The organism is Roseibium sp. AWQ4_254 (assembly GCF_056161025.1).
Genome location: NZ_JBSWYH010000012.1, coordinates 86642 through 101247, shown reverse-complemented (window position 1 = coordinate 101247; position 14606 = coordinate 86642). Strand labels below are relative to the sequence as shown.

Sequence of the window (14606 nt, the reverse complement as noted above, 5' to 3'; positions counted from 1 at the left end):
AGAGGTTTTGAAGAGGAAACAGACGCTCACATGTCTAACAGCATTGCATTGGTGATTGGCGCCACGGGCGGGATCGGCTCCGCGCTGTGCCGGCACCTGGCCGGGACCGGGTGCTATGACGAGGTGACCGGCCTGTCCCGGGCATCGTCACCGCCCCTGGATCTTCTGGACGAGGCCAGTGTGGCGCTTTGGGCAGAGCGTGTTGCGGCCGGAAACGGAGAGCTGCGGCTGCTCTTCGATGCGACCGGGGCGCTGTCTCTTCCGGAAACCCGCCCGGAAAAGAGCTTGAGGGAAATTGCTCCGGAAGCGATGGCGCAGTCTTTTGCCATCAATGCCATTGGTCCGGCTCTGCTGATGAAACACTTTCTGCCCCTGCTGCCGAAAGAGGGCCGCAGCCTGTTCGTCACCCTGTCTGCCAGGGTTGGATCGATTGGCGACAACCGGGCCGGGGGCTGGTATGCCTACAGGGCCTCCAAGGCGGCGCTCAATCAGCTTGTGCGCACGGCAGCCGTGGAACTGGCGCGCAAGACCCCTGAGGCCATTTGTGTGGCCCTGCATCCGGGCACTGTGCGCACGCCCTTGACCGAAGGTTTTTCCAAAACCGGCCTGGACGTTCAGGAGCCGGAAGAGGCTGCCAGCCGTCTGAGCGCGGTTCTTGATACACTGACCCCGATACAGAGCGGCGGTTTTTTCGATCATCACGGCAAGATCATCGATTGGTAGGCCTTGGACCTGTGGCCGAGAGAACGCCGCCAGGAGCGCGGCTTGCGGGATGGGGCGGAACTGGTGCAGGCTCTCGGGATCTTAATTCAGATTCGGACAACCCCCCTATGACCGGTGAAACCGATCTCAAAGCCCTCATTTCCCACATGCGGCCCATGCTCGATCCGGAGCCTTATGTGTTCTGCACCTTCGCAAATCTCGGATTTGAAGATCTGGCAGCGCATTCACCCGTGGGGCTGTTTGCGGAAACGGAAGGCACGACGGCCATCTTGCCTGTCAAGACAGCGCATGCGCTTGGTGTTGAGGAGGCGGAGTGGTTCCGGCGGATCACCCTGGCCGTGCATTCCTCTCTGGAAGCGGTTGGCCTGACAGCGGCTGTCGCAGCGGCGCTGGCGGAGGCGGGCATTCCGGCCAATGTGGTTGCCGCCTTTTTCCACGACCATGTTTTTGTGCCCAACGAGCAGGCGGAGAGGGCTCTTGCCGTGCTTCAGGACCTTTCGCGCCCGTCCGGTTAGCTGGCCGACCGCATGAGAGCCGGCCCAAGATTAGCGCTTGCAATTTGCGCTTTGGCTTCCCATTCCTAAGCATGGGCAATCAGAGGTTTCAGCATGAAGCGGGTGAAGCGGCGTCTGTCGGCAATCATGTGCGCAGATGTTGCACAATATTCGAAATTGATGGAGCGGGACGAGGACGGAACCCTTGACCGTCTCAAGGCCTACCGATCTGTCATGTCCGCGCTGACGGAGCGCCACAATGGCCGGATCGTCAACACCTGGGGCGATGCGGTTATCATCGAATTCGTGTCGGTGATTGAAGCGGTACAATGTGCCGTTGATATTCAGAACGAATTGTCGCAGCGCAATTCGGATCTGCCGGACGGCGACCGGATGGATTTCCGGATCGGGATCAATCTCGGCGATATCATGGTTGAGGGCGATGACATCTACGGAGACGGGGTGAATGTGGCTGCCCGGCTGCAGCAGATTGCCAAAAAGGGCGGCATCATGCTGTCCCAGTCGGTGTTTGATCAGGTGAAAAACAAGGTGGCTCTGGGGTTCGACCCGCAAGGGCCCCAGCATGTGAAGAATGTCAGCGAACCGGTTGAAACCTATTCGGTGCGCCTCGGCGGACGCAATGCACCGGAGGCTCCACTGTCCGGCCCGCTTGAGGAGGCGGGGCCAGCCTCTGACAGGCCGCCACCCCACCGGGGCTGGGACCCGGATGCCAGGGCGGCTGCCAACGGGTTTGAACAGGCGCGCCGCTGGATCCGCTCCCAGCCCCGCCGTGTGCGACGCTCCGTCTTCATGATCGGTGTTTTCTTTATTTTGAACCTGCTGACGTCTGGTCTGTCGAATTTGTGGTTTGTCTGGCCGTCGCTTCCCTTCGGTGTTTTCCTCCTGTGGCATCTTTTTGTAGGAAAGAAGGACGAGGGCTCCGCTGAGACTGATCCGAAGCAGGGGTAAAGGGGCAAGACCTATCGTGGCCGCTGTTCCCATTCTGATAACTGTTTTCAGGCTATTGAGAGTTTCAAGGTTTGCGAGTGACCGATACATCGCTTAAACATGGTTCCAAGACGGGCAGCGCCGGTGTGTTGTCCCGTTCAAAAAAATGCCGGCCCGGCCGGCCCAACAGCCAAGGGAGCTTAATCCTGCGCATGAAAAATTATTCGACCACGGTGCCAGCCCGCCTCGATGATGATGACGAGGACAAGTCCAAGAGCCAGCCGTCGATCCAGGTCGACAAGCACCTGTTTGAAGCGCGCACGGTACTGATCACCGGACCGGTGACCCAGGATATGGCACGCGACGTCTGCGCCCGTCTTCTGGCGCTGGCACAGGTTTCAAACGATCCGATCACCGTGATCGTGTCCTCTCCGGGCGGCCATGTTGAATCGGGTGACATGATCCACGACACGATCAAGTTCATTGCGCCTGAAGTGCGCATTCTCGGCATGGGCTGGGTCGCCAGCGCCGGGGCACTGATCTACGTGTCTGTTCCCAAGGACAAGCGCTTTTGCACCCCCAACACGCGTTTCCTTCTGCATCAACCCTCCGGCGGCGCCGGCGGCATGGCCACCGATATCGAAATCCAGGCCAAGGAGATCATCAAGATGCGGGACCGGCTGAACAAGATCTTTGCGGATGCCACCGGCCAGCCGATCGACCGGATCGAGAAGGATACGGACCGGGATTACTGGATGAGCCCGGAAGAAGGGATCAGCTATGGTCTTGTCGGCAAGGTCGTGACCAGCGTCGATGAACTCGGCTGACCGTCTCTTGAAAGCCATGCTTTGGGGAAACGCCGGTGCTTTTGCACCGGCGTTTTCTTTTTTGAGCAAGGCGCATTTTACCCGAGATGCCTTTCGCTGCCTGATATTCAGGGCATTCGATGCAAAAGAAAAACGGTTTGAAGCGGTATGACCGCAGCACGCCTCAAGACGCAGTGGAGAGGGAGCTCCGGCTGGCGTCTGGCTTTTGAGCGCCTGGAGGGCGGCAGAGCGCTGGCGCGCTCCGCAAGGAAAGCCAGAATCCCGTCTCAGGCGGAGATCAAATCCGGTTCGACGGAATAGACCATGATCGGATCCACCGGTTTGGGATCGAGGACACGGGGGCGCAAGGTCTCCATGGAACGGCGTAGATCTGCTTCGTCGTTGGCGCATTTACGCCTTTCCAGAAAGACGCCGACCAGGTGGTCCACAAACCGTTCATACACATCCGGGCAGGTGCAGATCGGTGCCAGAAGCTGACAGATCGGCTTGCCCTCATAAGAGGGAGCCCCGCCCAGAAGAAAGATCAGGAACTCGATCAGATCATCTGAATGTTCCATTTCCGTCTTGAATGCAGAAACATCGAAATAAGGATCCTGATCAAGCCGGGTGTGCAGGTGCGGCAGCGCCCGCGACACCGCGTCACGTCCCCCGAGTTTCAAATAGAGTGTCATCTGACCAACCCTCGACTGTGCCTTTACGAAAACTACGCCCCCATATTGCCGTAGTTCGGCCCTTGCCCCTGTGACCTCGGTCACTGATCTTGTCTTTGTGAAATTAGACAAGGCTCTTCCGTATCTGAAGTAACCGGTGCGCCCGGATTCAACCGGTCTGCAACCCGCACTGGCGATCCAGATTCCCTGTAAAATATGACAGATGATTATCACATTTATTTCTGTGGTGTGACCATTAAACTTATGGATTATCAGCGGTTTTGGCTTTATATTTCTCGTTGGAAAAATTTGTATAACTTCAGAAATGCAAGAGGATTTCGCCTGTTTGATCCTTTTTTGTTTCTAAAAATAATCTTGAATATTTCTAAAACAGAAATTTAAAGGGTTGTCATGAAATCGGCTACTTAGTGGCTTCTTGTCATTTGACAGAATTTGTCGGTAATCGGGTCGCCTGGGTGTTCTTCTATCTTTCAAAAATCGGCTATTTTTTAATTCAGCCGTCCAACTTTCTCATTGTTCTGTCCCTATCAGGGCTGCTGTTTGCGTCCCTGGGGATTCGGCGCTCTGGTGCCTTGCGCCTAGCGCTTTTTGGGATTGGCGGGCTGGCCTTTGCCGGTCTGTCGCCTGCTGCCAACTGGCTTATTCTGCCCCTTGAAGAACGGTTCTCCAGGCCCGCCACCTTAGAGGGCTATGACGGCATCATCGTGCTGGGGGGCGCTGTCGATACAGTTGTCACCGGCGGCCGCGGCGATACGGCCCTGACCACGTCAGGGGAACGGCTCACGATTGCGGCACGGCTGGCGCGGCACCTGCCCGGAGCCCAGTTGATCCATACCGGCGGCAAGGGGGTGATCGTGTCGTCGCAGGCCACAGAAGCGGAAGGGGCTGCGCGGCTCTTTGAGGATTTCGGCATTCCTGCGAACCGGGTTCTGTTGGAAGATGCTGCGCGTAACACCTGGGAAAACGCGGTCCTGACCCGCAAGCGAGTCCAGCCCAGGCCGGGGCAGAGATGGCTTCTGGTGACCTCCGCCTACCATATGCCCCGGGCAATGGGCGTTTTTGAGCAGGCGGGCTGGACCGGCGTGACCGCATATCCAGTTGATTATAGAACCCGCGGCCTCGAAGACAGGGGCCTCGGCTTTACCGGCGTGTCCAAAGGTCTGCGGCGTTTTGATCTTGCGTTTCGGGAATGGGCCGGGCTGCTGGCCTACTGGATGACGGACCGCACACCGCAGCTGTTTCCCGGCCCCTGACGTGTCCTTTGGGCGCTGATGAACTGGCGGCAGGCCAAAGCTGCATAGCTGCTCCGCAGCGCTGCCCTCTTTTTTCGGAGGGGCATCAGCCCCATATGCACCGGAAATGACCGGGCAGGGTGTGCCCGGTGAAGGCAGCAGGGAAGGGACGTGGGCTGATGGTCCTCGAAGCGCCGCTTGTTTCGGCAAACATAGTGCAGTGGCTTTACAGCGATGCGCCGCAGCTTGCGGGCACCCTGGAGATTGTCTGTGACCTGGGTGAACGTTTGCGCGCGGGCCATGTTCCTGTTGACCGTGTGACAACCGGCATCTGGATTGTGCACCCGAATGTTCAGGCAGAAGCCTCGATCTGGTCGAGTGACGGGACCAGTGAGCTGATCCGCTACACCAAGGACATCAAATCCGATACGGACTATAACAGCAGTCCGGTCAAGCAGGTGCACGAGACCTTGCAGCCGGTGCGGGTGGAGATGGCCCGCGATCCGGAGGCCTCCAGAGCCTTTCCTGTGACCGAGACGCTTTTTCACACAGGCTTCACTGACTATATCGCCCTGCCGATGCTGTTTTCCGACGGGTCCGTGAAAACGGCGACCTTTGCCACAAAGGCTTCGGGCGGGTTCTCCAGCGCGCATATCAGCGTGTTTGAATCTTTGCTGCGGCCGCTGGCTCTTGTGTGCGAGCTGAAGACCCTCAAGCGGACGGCCGAAACCGTGCTCGACACCTATGTCGGTCCGCGGGCCGCATCCAGAGTTCTTCATGGCACCACGCGGCGCGGTGAGGGCGAATGGATCAAGGCCGTGGTTAGCTTTGCTGATATTCGCGGCTTCACCCGGCTTTCCAACCGGCTTCCCGCAGACAGGATTGTGCAGTTCCTGAACAAATATTTCGGGGCCATGACCGGCGCCGTAGAAGCCCATGGGGGCGAGGTGCTCAAATATATCGGCGATGAGGTCATGGCGATCTTCCCCTATGAAACAGAGGAAGAAGCCAGGCATGCATCTAAACAGGCCCTTATGGCAGCCCGGGACACGCTCCGCCGGATCGAGACGATCAACGGCGCGAATACCTGCGCAGATACGCCGGATCTCAGTGTCGGCATCGCTCTGCATGCGGGCGATGTGTTTTATGGCAATGTGGGCAGTGAAACCCGCCTTGATTTCACCGTTGTCGGGCCGGTCGTCAATCTGGCGGCCCGGATCGCCGAACTGGCCAAAGATCTCCAACGCGAAGTGCTGGTGTCCGACGCACTCTCCGACATCATGGGGTGCCGGTCCGGGCTGTTCGGCCGTTATGAGGTCAAGGGCTTCGATGATCCGGTTGCGGTCTATTCGCCGGATTTGCTGAGGGACGACGGGCTGGGATATTGCCCGGACACAACGGCTGAGCGGGCGCGCGAGAAAAACTGACGCCTGAGCAGGACAACCAGAACGGCCAGCGTGGTGCCTGCAAAGACAAGCGGTCCGGCAAACCAGCCCAGAAATCCGATCGCAAAAAAGAGCGCCCGCTGGCCACGGTTGAAGTGGCGTCCGGCCAGCACGTTCATGTCCCCGGCCTGACTAGCAATGGTACGGATCTCTTCCTGCGGGGCCTGATCCCGGTCCGGCACCGCGCCCATGATGATGCTGGCATAGTTGAACAGCCTGTAGGCCCAACCGAATTTGAAAAAGCCGTAGGCAAGAATCAGCATCAGGCCCAGAACCTTGATTTCCCAGATGGCCCGGCTGCTTTCGACTGGAATGGACAGGTCGCCGGCGATCTGCACGATCCGGTCGGTGGCCTCCAGAAGGGCGAAGCCGCCGCCAATGGCAAGCAGGGCGGTTGAGGCGAAAAACGCTGTTCCCTGCTGCAATCCTGACATGATCGACGTGTCCATGATGCGCACCTCTCGCTGGCACATAGAGATCATCCAGCTGCGGCGGTACTCGTCCATGGCACTGGACAGGGTTTTCTTGCGCAGCGGGCTGACATCCACGATCAGATTGAATCCGAACCAGGCAAACAGGAACCAGGCCGCAGCCGCCAGATCCAGCGCAGAAAGAACATGCATTTGAAACCCTTTTTCAGTCGGGACCTGTTTTTCCTCAGCATAAGCGGCTGAAATACGGAAGGGAATTCTGGTCTGCAAAATTGTCGGGTCAGTTGCTCTATTTTTGCGCTTGCGAAAAGGTAAGGGATCGTTTACCTCCTCGCCTCAATGGCGCCTCATTTCAATTCGCAGGGGACTGGCGCCTTACAAAAAAGTGTAGGGTTTTAATGGACGAAAACGTGCAGAAGTCTTGTTGGAGCGTCACTCTTTGGACTGTCGCTGCAGTTGGTCTCGCTTTGACGATGATCCTCCTGTTCAACGATGCCGATGGCGCACAACAAGCCGTCGCCGCAGCCAACTAACGGCAAGCGGGACGTTGTCACGCAAGGGCGCAGCCAGGAGCTGCGCCTTTTTCATGTCAAAAGCCCTGTTCTTGCTCAAATGTCCCGGCAGAGGGCCTGTCAGCCGGGCCGAAAACCTGCCGGAATTCCATCTGCCGGACGATGATTTTGCCACCCGGATAGCTGATCAGGAACCCTGTATAGGCCTCTGGGCCGACCGGCATCAGCACCAGCCGGGCAAGGCCGGCTCCTGGCCAGGCGACCTCTGCACCCCAAGCCGGAAGACTGCTGTCTGCCAGGGCGCTGTTCAAGGCGGCGATGTCGGAATGGTGCAGGATCTCAGCGTCCCGCGCCGTCCATTCCAGTCCGTCCAGACCTTTTGGGAGTGCGAACAAGGTAATCTGTGTGCCATTGATCGCAAGCTGCAGGCTGTCCTCTGTCTGCTGACTGATTGTGGCCTGTCCGATCCGCCTGTCACGGGCAATCGGGCGCCGGTGGCCGTCTTCTTCGGAAAACCCTGTGGTGTTGACCACCTTGAAGGCGCCAAGCGGTGGGGGCTCTGCTGCCAAAACAGGCAGAGCCGTCAGCGTCAGAAACAGAAAACTTGCAATAAGCCGGGTCATTCACGCAGTCCGATGAAACGTTTGGCCTATTTTAACGGCTGAGGAATTGAAAAAGTCTTTGCCGTTGATCCGCAAACGCTCCGGTGGTGTCGGGACTATCTGGACAGGTTCACAACCAGATCTTCGATCGTGGGGCTTTCCGGACGCCAACCCGTTGTGCGCTGTGCGCGGGCCGTGTCGACCTGCTGGGACAGGGCGTAGCCGGCGCTCCAGTCCGTGTCTGGCGGGCTGCCTTGCGGGGCGGGGATGGTTTCGATGTCCAGGGGCTGGCCATGGCGGGCTGAAATGTGGGCGGCCAGATGGCCGACGGAGATGCCGGAAATGCTGCTGGCGATCAGGCTCATGCGGAAGCGGGCCTGTCTGAGGGCAAGCCCATAGAGTGCAGCAAGATCGGTGACGTCCACAAGCGGCCATGAAGTGCCCGGCGCAGCGCGGGTCCTGAATGGGGCGCCCACCTTGAGAGCCCTGGTCATTTCGGCAATTGGACCGGCGGCCCGGCTGCAGGCCAGAGCCGGGTGTAGCACCACCAGATTGAGATCCGTACCATGGGACAGGGTCCGGATTGTTTCGGCCATGTAGCGGAAGGCGGGCAAGGGGGAAAAGGGTGTTTTTTCGCTCAACCGTTCTGCGGCACGGGTCTCGGGAAACAGCCAGATACCGCCGGTATAAATCAGTTTCAAAGGTTGTTTGCGGTGTTTGGCAGCCTGTTTAAGGGCCAGCATTGCAAGCCGGTCGATCCGGCCCATTTCGCTTGAGAAGGTTGCACCCGCATGGATGACCGCATCGCAGGACGCGGCCCGGCTGACCCAGCCGTCGGGCGCCTCCAGGTCCCCGGGAAAAGCGCTGGCGCCCAGAGCTCTCAGCCTTTCAGCCGCATCGTCCGACCGGGCCAGGGCGATGACCCGGACGTCCTGCGAGATGAGATGGTTTACGATTGCGGCGCCGATCGTGCCGGTGCCGCCGGTCACAAAAACGTCCATGTCAGCACAGAACGCGTTTCGGTCCCAAGGCGCAAGCCTTGAAAGAAAAAGCGCTTGAACAATCCACCGGCCTTTGCACCGCTTTCACCCTGTCTGCTTGACGTTGCCTTCAGGCCTGATACGTCAGAAGGATGACCTTGCATCTGGTAAAATTATGTGTGGGCGCAGACAGCGCTGAGTCCCTTCAGGCATGGATCGATTTCCGGGTTGAGCAGGCACGCCTGGCCGGGCTTGAGGAGGTTACCACACATACGACCCGTATGGCGCCGACACGCAAGGATGAGCTTCTGGATGGCGGTTCGCTCTATTGGGTGATCAAGGGCAAGATCCAGGCGCGCCAGCATCTGATTGATATCCGCCTATTCACCGACGACGCCGGGATCAAGCGCTGCGATCTGGTGCTGGAGCCCCGGCTGATCCTAACCCGGTATCAGCCGAAACGCCCGTTCCAGGGCTGGCGGTATCTGAAGCCGGAGGAGGCTCCGGCCGATATGCGCGCGGCCGGAGATACGGCGGCGATGCCGGAGGCCATGCGCCGCGACCTTGCGGAGCTTTGCCTGCTTTAAAGCCTGCGTCTGGTCTGGCCCGCGCAGACGGCTGGCGCTTTGGACCCGGCAACCTTGCCAAATGGTTCTTGGGGAACCACTTTCAAGGACGGAGCGTTCAAGACGAGGGCAGGACGGATGGCCACAAAGCGTCGAGAGGGAACAGCGGAGATGCCGGTCCGGCAGCACGGCGGTTTGGCGTCGAGCCAGGACGATATCTCGGCCTTTCTGCAAAAGGTTCAGGACACCGAAGCGCTGGCCGCTGCGAGCCGGACAGCGCCCGGCGGGCGTCTGGTGTTTGCGCTGGACGCGACCATGAGCCGCCAGCCTACCTGGGACAGGGCGTGCCACATTCAGGCCGAAATGTTTCAAGAAGCCGGTCGGATCGGTGGCCTCAGGATCAAGCTGGTTTATTTTCGCGGCTTTCGCGAATGCAAGGCCTCCAGATGGTTCGAGCGCAGTGAGGATCTGGCCCGGGCGATGGGGCGGATCTCGGTGCAGGGCGGGCGCACACAGATCGGCAAGGTTCTGACCGCAGCCTTGAAGGCGGCGGAGGAGGACAGAATTGCGGGTCTCGTCTATGTCGGCGACTGCATGGAAGAAGATGTCGATGTCCTGTGTGACAAGGCCGGGCAGCTGGGGCTCCTGGGAGTGCCGGTCTTCGTGTTTCAGGAGGGGCGTGATCCGGTGGCCGAACAGGCCTTCCGTGAAATCGCGCGTTTGACCAAAGGGGCCTATTGCCCCTTTGATGCAGGATCGGCCGGGCAACTGGCCGAGCTCTTGAAAGCGGTTGCCGTATATGCCAGTGGCGGCTCACAAGCGCTGCAGGCGTTGGAAAAGAAAGGCGGGCAGGGGGCCCGTCTGCTGTTGCAGCAAATCAAATCTGGCTGATGATCTATATTCTTTTTGGCGTGTTTGTGCTCGGCGCGGTGCTTTATGGACTGCGCAGCTTCGTACAGGCGAATCCGGCGGACCTTGCCCGCAAGATCCGGATATATGGCGGGATCGGGCTTCTGCTTCTGGGGGGGCTGTTTGCCCTGACCGGCCGGTTTCTGTTTGCCCTCCCGGCCCTTGGTCTTGGCCTGTCGCTGCTGGGAATTGCCGGGTTTAGAGGCGTGAGCGGTGGTTACAGGGCGTCCAAGTCGGCCGGGCAGACCTCGCGAGTGCGCACAGCCATGGTCGAAATGGAGCTGGATCACGACACGGGTGAAATGACCGGTCTGATCCTGGCCGGCGGCTTTCAGGGCCGCAGGCTGGATGCGCTGAGCGAGCCGGAGCTAGAGGCTTTTTGGGGAGAAACGGCTCAGGACGACCAGAGCCGCAAATTAGTCGAAGCTTATCTCGACCGCAGGCTTGCCGGCTGGCGTGAACACTTCCAGACGGATGGAGCACAGGGGCAGGGAAGCCCGGCGGGCTCTGGCCCCATGACAGATGAGGAGGCCTACGAGATCCTGGGGCTTTCGCCCAATGCCGGGGACGCGGAAATTCGAGCCGCGCATCGCAGGCTTATGATGCGGGTGCACCCCGACAGGGGAGGTTCCGGTTTCCTCGCGGCGAAAATCAACGAGGCTAAAGACACGCTTCTCAGAGGACATTGACGGCATCCGTTACGCGGTTACTGGTAGATGGCGAAGCAGGCGAATTTTGCCTTTTTGAGAGTTTTGCAGGCCTTGCGGGCCGACGTCTTGGTGTCGAAACCGGCAAAGCGGGCCCGGTAGAGCATTTTGCCATTGGATTCGACGGGTTCGGTGTAGGGCGAGCGGCCTCGCAGGGCGCCGCCGGTTTTCTGTTTGGCCTTTTTCAAAAGTGCGACAGCCTGGTTTTCACTCTCCGCTGCAGCGATCTGAACCTGCCAGCCCGGCTCGATATCTGGGGTGTCGCTTGTGGCCAGGGTGACGGTGTCACCTTTGCTTTTGGTCCTGTCCGCATCCTTGACGACGGCTGCTGCCTCTTCAATGGCAGGGGCACCTTCTTCGGGGGCCGGCGTTCCAGTTGCGGAGGCCATGGCCAGTTTAACAGGCGCGCTGCCGACCGGAGCGCTGCCGACCGGAGCGTTGCCGCCGCCTGCTTCCGGTGCCGGAAGCGTTTCAATGGTCACGGTTTCCACCTTGATCGTTCCCGAAGCATCGATTGAAGACGCCTGCTGTATGGCGGTCTTGTCCTGGGCCCGGGCAATTTTTGCGCGCGCGGCCTCCAGCAGTTCTGTGGTTCCGACCGAATTGGTGGTCAGGTCTACATCAGGGCTCTCCCGGGGCACGGGCGGTAGAGCTGTGGCAACTGCAAAGGTGCTGTCAAAGCGCTGTTTAACCAGTTTTGGTGGAACGGGGATGGAGTCCCCGAAGCCTGGAATGGTCTTGGGGGGGGCCGTTGCCTTGTCCGCCACTTCCGCTGTCTGCATTTGCGGGGAATGGGCAGGAGCAGGGGCCGGGACCGGCGCTGCGGTTCCTTTGGCATCCTTGCCAAAAGCAAGCACCATCGCGGCGCTGTCGGCCGGTGCGGGGCGCTGGCCTGGCTTCGTTTTCGGAACCGGCGGATTGGTGAGCTTGGCGATAACCAGGGCCGGTGCCACGCTATGCTTGGCGATTGCCGGGACGGTTTTCTTGCCTCGGCTTGCCTTGGGCAGATACCGGTTGATCAGTTTGGTCATTTGCGCGTTGCGGGACGCGCCGGTGCGCCCACCCATGACAACGGCCACGATCTGGCGGCCATTGCGTTTGACCGAGGTCACCAGATTGAAGCCGGAGGCCCGGATATACCCAGTCTTGATCCCGTCAACACCCTTCACCCGGCCAAGCAGCTTGTTGTGGTTGCCATAGGTGCGGCCCTTGTATTTGTAGGACCGGGTTTTGAAGTAGCCATAATATTGCGGAAAATGTTCCTGGATGGCGCGGCCGAGGGTGGCCATGTCGCGCGCGGTCGTGCGCTGGCCGGAATTGGGCAGGCCATGTGGATTGCGGAAGGTGGTCTTTTTCATTCCCAGCGCGCGGGCGGTGCGGGTCATGCGCGCTGCAAAGGCTTTTTCCGAGCCACCGATATTTTCCGCCACCACTGTGGCAACATCATTGGCGGATTTGGTGACCAGGGCCAGGATGGCATCCTTGACACGGATCGTCCTGCCAGCCTTCAGGCCCAGTTTGGACGGCGGCCGGCCGGAAGCGTATTTGGACACTTTCAAACGGCTGTCCAGGGACAGGCGCCCGGCCTCGAGTTCCTCAAAGACAATATAGAGTGTCATTATCTTGGTGAGGGAGGCGGGATAACGATACGAATCTGCTGAAGACGCATAGAGGGTCTTGCCGGTCTTTGCGTCGACAACTATGCCCGCATATTTCGGGTTTGCCATCGCAGCCGAGGGGAGGCAGAGCAAAAGAGCGCCGAGCGTCAGAAGTTTGCCGAGCCGGGTCATTGCCACAGCCAGACGATGAAAACGCATACCAAACACAGTTACTATCCCAATCCGGGTCACACGTTTCTGTCTGAAGCGCCGCGGGTCGATCTCGCCCCCTCGTGAGCCCCGCCGCTGCTTCGTGAAGTCCAGACCATTTGATGGAAACACGGTTACGAATGTGTAAATGGAATGCAGAAAAAGCACATCGAATTTTTGTTTTTTGTCAGAGTTAATCAATGATTAATCTTGAATAACGCCTTGTTATTCAGCGTGGTGTAGATATGATATTTGTATAATTTCATAAAATTACATTTTTTACGTATGATTGTTTAAATTGAATTCGTTCTTGCTTGCATTGATCTGGGAGCTGGACCATTCGTTCGTGAGAGGAAAGTAGCCATTTGAGGTCTTCGGTGCTTATTTCTTCCGTTACGTTATTTCGTTGAATGCGAATGAACTGAGTTGTAGCTTAAAAATGTCGAAAAGTGCCCGTTTTGTGCGGGTTTTAGGGTGGGTAAGTAATCATCCTTACGTAGTGAAATCAAGTACGTAGTGCTATCAGGGGTTGTTTTTGCGCTGCAAAATCGCCTTGACAGTTTTTGTGCGGTGCATTACGAAAATTTTCTTGTAGGTAACGCTAAGCATGTACCGGATATCCTTAGGCCGTTTTCAAGGCTGGACAGGACTGGGCCGGCACGTATGATGAGGGCAGTATCATGATGAACAGCTTTGAAGATTTCCAGAAGTTGAGCAAAGACAATATGGACATGGCCATGGAATCCTTCGGGTCCATGAGCAAGGGTTTTCAGGCGATCGCCGCAGAAGTTGCTGACTACCAGAAAAAGTCCTTTGAAGAAGGCTCTGCCGCAGTGGAGAAGCTTGTAGCGTCCAAGTCCCTGGACAAGGCCTTTGAAGCTCAGACCGACTACGTGAAGACCGCTTATGAAGGTTTTGTCGGTGAAATGACCAAGATCGGTGAAATGGTCACCGATTTGTCCAAAGACGCTTACAAGCCCTATGAAGGCGTGCTTGGCAAAATGGCGAAATAACCTGCAAGGTTCTTTCGGCTAGGCAGTTTTTTGAAAAACCCGGTTCTCAGGAGCCGGGTTTTTCACATTTATACAGATATGCCCATATTTTGCCGGATGTGCAAAAAGATGCCGCAATCACGCCGAATTGCCCGGTGCTCCCATCTTTAAACCCGGTTTTGATCACCTACATGGGTGTAGGGCGGGCGGCATTGCCTTCCATTTGGATCAATCTCCTGCATCTTGATGAAATCGACCATTGCGCCCGCGCGGCTGGCGCGGCAGGATTACCGGTGATGATCTCCGCTTCCGTGCGCAAGTGCGCGGAAGCGTCAGGCAGCGGGCGACATACAGCCCAGCTGCAGGGACTTTTGACACCGGCCAGGTCCGGAAGGATAGAGGCAAATAGTGACGGCAATGTCGGCGGGCCCAGATTATGACAATGACGGTGACGACACCGGAACTGTTGTTGTTACCCGAACGAAAACGGTTACCAAGCGGCCAAATCTCTATCGTGTGCTGCTTTTGAACGATGACTACACTCCGATGGAGTTTGTCATTCACGTTGTGGAAAGCTTCTTTCAGAAGAACCGGGAAGAAGCGACCCGCATCATGTTGCATGTTCATCACCATGGTGTGGGGGAATGCGGGATATACTCTTACGAGGTCGCCGAGACCAAGGTGACCCAGGTGATGGATTTCGCCCGCAAACACCAGCATCCGCTGCAATGCGTCATGGAAAAAAAGTGAGGACCAACG

Annotated in this window: 17 protein-coding genes; 12 read left to right on the top strand and 5 right to left on the bottom strand. The window is 58.2% G+C overall.

What is annotated here, in order from left to right:
- Nucleotides 1–30 precede the first annotated feature (30 nt).
- The 5 genes from ACXAIC_RS11215 to ACXAIC_RS11195 all read left to right on the top strand — a co-directional run bounded on the left by ACXAIC_RS11215 (nucleotide 31) and on the right by ACXAIC_RS11195 (nucleotide 3143).
- Nucleotides 31–723 carry an SDR family oxidoreductase gene (locus tag ACXAIC_RS11215; protein WP_475178060.1) on the top strand — a complete coding sequence of 231 codons (693 nt, stop codon included), beginning with the start codon at nucleotides 31–33 and terminating at the stop codon, nucleotides 721–723.
- Between the two features lie 107 nt (nucleotides 724–830).
- Nucleotides 831–1238 (top strand): ACT domain-containing protein, encoded by a 408-nt coding sequence (locus ACXAIC_RS11210; RefSeq protein ID WP_475178056.1) that lies wholly within the window; start codon nucleotides 831–833, stop codon nucleotides 1236–1238.
- A gap of 93 nt (nucleotides 1239–1331) precedes the next feature.
- On the top strand, nucleotides 1332–2186 hold the full coding sequence (locus ACXAIC_RS11205; RefSeq protein WP_475178052.1) for an adenylate/guanylate cyclase domain-containing protein: 855 nt from the start codon (nucleotides 1332–1334) through the stop codon (nucleotides 2184–2186).
- A gap of 191 nt (nucleotides 2187–2377) precedes the next feature.
- Nucleotides 2378–2992, top strand: coding sequence for an ATP-dependent Clp protease proteolytic subunit (locus ACXAIC_RS11200; RefSeq protein WP_475178047.1), 615 nt, complete (start codon nucleotides 2378–2380; stop codon nucleotides 2990–2992).
- Entirely contained in the window at nucleotides 2979–3143 is a 165-nt protein-coding gene (locus ACXAIC_RS11195) for a hypothetical protein (RefSeq protein ID WP_475178043.1), read from the top strand. Before ACXAIC_RS11200 ends, ACXAIC_RS11195 begins: the two co-directional genes overlap by 14 nt.
- 115 nt (nucleotides 3144–3258) lie before the next feature.
- Here the strand turns inward: ACXAIC_RS11195 and ACXAIC_RS11190 are convergent, their stop codons facing one another.
- A complete protein-coding gene (locus ACXAIC_RS11190) occupies nucleotides 3259–3663 on the bottom strand; it encodes a globin domain-containing protein (protein WP_475178039.1) in 405 nt (134 codons plus the stop codon).
- 572 nt (nucleotides 3664–4235) lie between these two features.
- Here ACXAIC_RS11190 and ACXAIC_RS11185 point away from each other — a divergent pair.
- Nucleotides 4236–4916 carry a YdcF family protein gene (locus ACXAIC_RS11185; protein ID WP_475178034.1) on the top strand — a complete coding sequence of 227 codons (681 nt, stop codon included), beginning with the start codon at nucleotides 4236–4238 and terminating at the stop codon, nucleotides 4914–4916.
- Between the two features lie 158 nt (nucleotides 4917–5074).
- Nucleotides 5075–6322 (top strand): adenylate/guanylate cyclase domain-containing protein, encoded by a 1248-nt coding sequence (locus tag ACXAIC_RS11180; RefSeq protein ID WP_475178030.1) that lies wholly within the window; start codon nucleotides 5075–5077, stop codon nucleotides 6320–6322.
- Here ACXAIC_RS11180 and ACXAIC_RS11175 read toward each other — a convergent pair.
- The 3 genes from ACXAIC_RS11175 to ACXAIC_RS11165 all read right to left on the bottom strand — a co-directional run bounded on the left by ACXAIC_RS11175 (nucleotide 6241) and on the right by ACXAIC_RS11165 (nucleotide 8886).
- Nucleotides 6241–6963, bottom strand: coding sequence for a DUF599 domain-containing protein (locus tag ACXAIC_RS11175; RefSeq protein ID WP_475178027.1), 723 nt, complete (start codon nucleotides 6961–6963; stop codon nucleotides 6241–6243). The two genes, ACXAIC_RS11180 and ACXAIC_RS11175, sit on opposite strands and share 82 nt — an antisense overlap.
- Nucleotides 6964–7360: 397 nt before the next feature.
- Nucleotides 7361–7906 (bottom strand): hypothetical protein, encoded by a 546-nt coding sequence (locus ACXAIC_RS11170; RefSeq protein ID WP_475178025.1) that lies wholly within the window; start codon nucleotides 7904–7906, stop codon nucleotides 7361–7363.
- A gap of 95 nt (nucleotides 7907–8001) precedes the next feature.
- Complete coding sequence (locus ACXAIC_RS11165; protein WP_475178021.1) at nucleotides 8002–8886, bottom strand: NAD(P)H-binding protein; 885 nt, start codon at nucleotides 8884–8886, stop codon at nucleotides 8002–8004.
- 131 nt (nucleotides 8887–9017) lie between these two features.
- Between ACXAIC_RS11165 and ACXAIC_RS11160 the strand changes: the two genes are divergently transcribed.
- From ACXAIC_RS11160 to ACXAIC_RS11150, 3 genes are all read left to right on the top strand, one after another.
- The gene (locus ACXAIC_RS11160) at nucleotides 9018–9452 is read left to right on the top strand and encodes a DUF1489 family protein (RefSeq protein ID WP_475178019.1); all 435 of its coding nucleotides are present in this window, start codon (nucleotides 9018–9020) and stop codon (nucleotides 9450–9452) included.
- Nucleotides 9453–9569: 117 nt separating this feature from the next.
- Complete coding sequence (locus ACXAIC_RS11155; protein ID WP_475178015.1) at nucleotides 9570–10322, top strand: vWA domain-containing protein; 753 nt, start codon at nucleotides 9570–9572, stop codon at nucleotides 10320–10322.
- Entirely contained in the window at nucleotides 10322–11029 is a 708-nt protein-coding gene (locus ACXAIC_RS11150; RefSeq protein ID WP_475178012.1) for a DnaJ domain-containing protein, read from the top strand. Before ACXAIC_RS11155 ends, ACXAIC_RS11150 begins: the two co-directional genes overlap by 1 nt.
- A 17-nt stretch (nucleotides 11030–11046) precedes the next feature.
- On the opposite strand, the gene ACXAIC_RS11145 is transcribed toward ACXAIC_RS11150, so the two are convergent.
- On the bottom strand, nucleotides 11047–12864 hold the full coding sequence (locus ACXAIC_RS11145) for a serine hydrolase (protein WP_475178009.1): 1818 nt from the start codon (nucleotides 12862–12864) through the stop codon (nucleotides 11047–11049).
- Nucleotides 12865–13535: 671 nt separating this feature from the next.
- On the opposite strand from ACXAIC_RS11145, the gene ACXAIC_RS11140 reads away from it, so the two are divergent.
- A complete protein-coding gene (locus ACXAIC_RS11140; RefSeq protein ID WP_475178005.1) occupies nucleotides 13536–13868 on the top strand; it encodes a phasin family protein in 333 nt (110 codons plus the stop codon).
- Between the two features lie 396 nt (nucleotides 13869–14264).
- Complete coding sequence (gene clpS, locus ACXAIC_RS11135) at nucleotides 14265–14597, top strand: ATP-dependent Clp protease adapter ClpS (RefSeq protein ID WP_475178002.1); 333 nt, start codon at nucleotides 14265–14267, stop codon at nucleotides 14595–14597.
- Nucleotides 14598–14606 lie beyond the last annotated feature (9 nt).